Origin of the sequence: Arthrobacter sp. HMWF013 (assembly GCF_003061105.1) — a bacterium.
GTDB lineage: Bacteria > Actinomycetota > Actinomycetes > Actinomycetales > Micrococcaceae > Arthrobacter.
Genome location: NZ_QAIQ01000183.1, coordinates 1 through 2,248 on the forward strand (window position 1 = coordinate 1; position 2,248 = coordinate 2,248).

Annotated in this window: 3 protein-coding genes and 1 pseudogene; all 4 read left to right on the forward strand. The window is 66.5% G+C overall.

Features of this window, described 5'->3' with window-relative positions:
* Positions 1–433: inositol monophosphatase family protein (locus DBR22_RS08060; RefSeq protein ID WP_308810191.1), on the forward strand; the 433-nt coding region annotated here is incomplete at its 5' end.
* A 26-nt stretch (positions 434–459) separates the two neighbouring features.
* On the forward strand, positions 460–963 hold the full coding sequence (locus tag DBR22_RS08065; protein WP_108598588.1) for a GNAT family N-acetyltransferase: 504 nt from the start codon (positions 460–462) through the stop codon (positions 961–963).
* Between the two features lie 47 nt (positions 964–1,010).
* Positions 1,011–1,394 carry a RidA family protein gene (locus DBR22_RS08070; protein WP_108598589.1) on the forward strand — a complete coding sequence of 128 codons (384 nt, stop codon included), beginning with the start codon at positions 1,011–1,013 and terminating at the stop codon, positions 1,392–1,394.
* Between the two features lie 108 nt (positions 1,395–1,502).
* A pseudogene (locus DBR22_RS24100) lies at positions 1,503–2,248 on the forward strand (DUF222 domain-containing protein); the annotation flags it as partial.

The window sequence follows — 2,248 nt, forward strand, 5'->3', positions numbered from 1 at the left end:
CCGCATCTACTACGCTGCGCGGGGACACGGGGCATGGCTGGAGGAAAGCGGCCGGGTGACCCGGCTGGAAGGTCCCGTAGCCGGCCGCGCGGGCCAGATCCTGGCCACCGGCTTCAGCTACGATCCCGCCGTCCGTACGGAACAGGCCGCTTTGCTGGCGAACCTGATGGACGGATTCGCGGACGTCAGGCGGCTCGGTTCGGCCGCACTGGACCTTTGCCTGGTGGCTGACGGAACCCACGACGCGTACGGTGAGCGCGGACTGAACGAGCACGATTTCTCCGCCGGCGCGCTGATCGCCGAAGAAGCCGGCTGCTGGGTCCGGCGGCCCCGCCTGACCAGTCCGCTCGATGGTGGACCCACTGACGACGACAGGCTCGCGGCCTGGACCTGCGCCGGAACACTGGAACTCTCAGGGAAGTTTCCGCTTTGACCCTGCCCGGCCACTAGCATTGTCGGGTGCAGCCGCAGATAACCATCCGACCCGCCGTTGAGGCCGACTTCGATTCCATCGCCCGGATTACCCGGGACTCGTACTTGGCTGCCGGGTATTTCGACAGCCCGGACCACCCCTACATGCGGCAGGTCCAGGAGGTCGCTGAGCGTGCAGCGAAGGCGACCATCTGGGTAGCCGAGCGGGCGGGGCGCGTGGTGGGCTCCGTGACCTTGGCAGTTGCCGGCGAACCATACGCCGACATCGCCCTCGCGGATGAGTTGGAGTTCCGGATGCTGGTGGTGGACCCCGCGGTTCAGCGGAGCGGGGCCGGCAGGGCCATGGTGGAAGCCATCATTGACCACGCCCGCACCCTCGCGGGAATTAAGGCCGTGGCCCTCACAACCGGCAAGACGTGGGAGAGCGCCCATGGCCTGTACCGGAAAATCGGCTTCACACGCGTCCCGGAACGTGACTGGCTGGTACCGGGCACCGACATAAAGCTGCTGGTTTACCGGCTCGACGTCTAGCCGCCCTAAAGTGGTGCCGACTCATTTTCAGCACTGAAAGGCCCACCATGCGCAAAACTTTCGGCACAGGCTCCGTCTGGGAGCAGACCCTCGGCTACTCCAGGGCTGTCCAGGTGGACAACACACTCTTCATCTCTGCCACGGCCGCCAGCGGTGAGGACGGCATTGTGGGCGACGACTTCTACACCCAGACCCGGTTCATCCTGCAGAAACTCGGGACGGTCCTGGCCGATGCCGGCTTCAGCTTCGAGGACGTGGTCCAGTCCAAGCTGTACCTCACGGACATCAGCAAATGGGAAGAGGCAGGCCGGGCGCACGGCGAGGTCTTCGGCGAGATCCGTCCCACCCTCGCGCTGGTGCACGTCCTGCCCTTCCTGGACCCGAAAATGCTTGTGGAGATCGAACTCGTGGCGCAGAAGGGCGCCAGCTAACAGCGCCAGTAAATACTGAGGATGTGACAGTCATCCGCCGGGCCCAGGTTATCCACATAGGCCTGTAGCTTCGGGGTTTTTGTCAGTGCCCGGCGGGATGATGTGGGTATGGGAAACTGGGCAGCGGTTGAGGCGGCGGAGGCTGTTTGTGCTTCCGCCGCGTTGCTGCTCGCTGCTGCCAGGCGCGGCGCGGATTCCGCCGGGCTCACGGGGCCTGGCGGCCTCACGGGGTCCGCTAGGTGTCCGGGGACCGCGGACTCTGTCGGGCTCACAGGGTCTGCCGATTCTGCCGGGCTTGCGGGGTCTGCTGATTCTGCCGGGCTCACAGGGTCTGCTGATTCTACCGGGCCCACAGGGTCTGCTGATTCTGCCGGGGCTGCCGGCTGGGCTGATGGTGATCCGTTGCGCCGGGAGGCTGATGGCTGGCTGGATACGCTGGCCCTGACTGCTCGGATCAATGCGCAGGTCGCCGCCGTCGCCGTCCACGCGGCCGCGGGCTACGCAGGCGCGGCCCAGGCTCTGGCGGCTCCTGATGTCTCTGATCGGGCCCAGGAGATGGCTGTCGTGGCGGAGGTCGCGTGCGCCCTGACGGTCGGTGAACGGACCGCCGGTGCCCTGCTGGCCGAATCCCTGACACTGACGACTGATTTGCCGTTGACCCTGTCCGCACTGACGGCGGGTTCGCTGTCGTGGCAGCATGCCCGGGTGATTGTGGATGAGACCACCAACCTTGACCCGGCCGCTGCGGGGGCGTTGGAGGGGCACTTCCTGGACCCTGACGCGCCCAACCCGGCCCGTGGCGGGCCGGTCGGGGATCTTGTCGCGTCCCGGTTCCGGCATAAGGCCCGGATCTG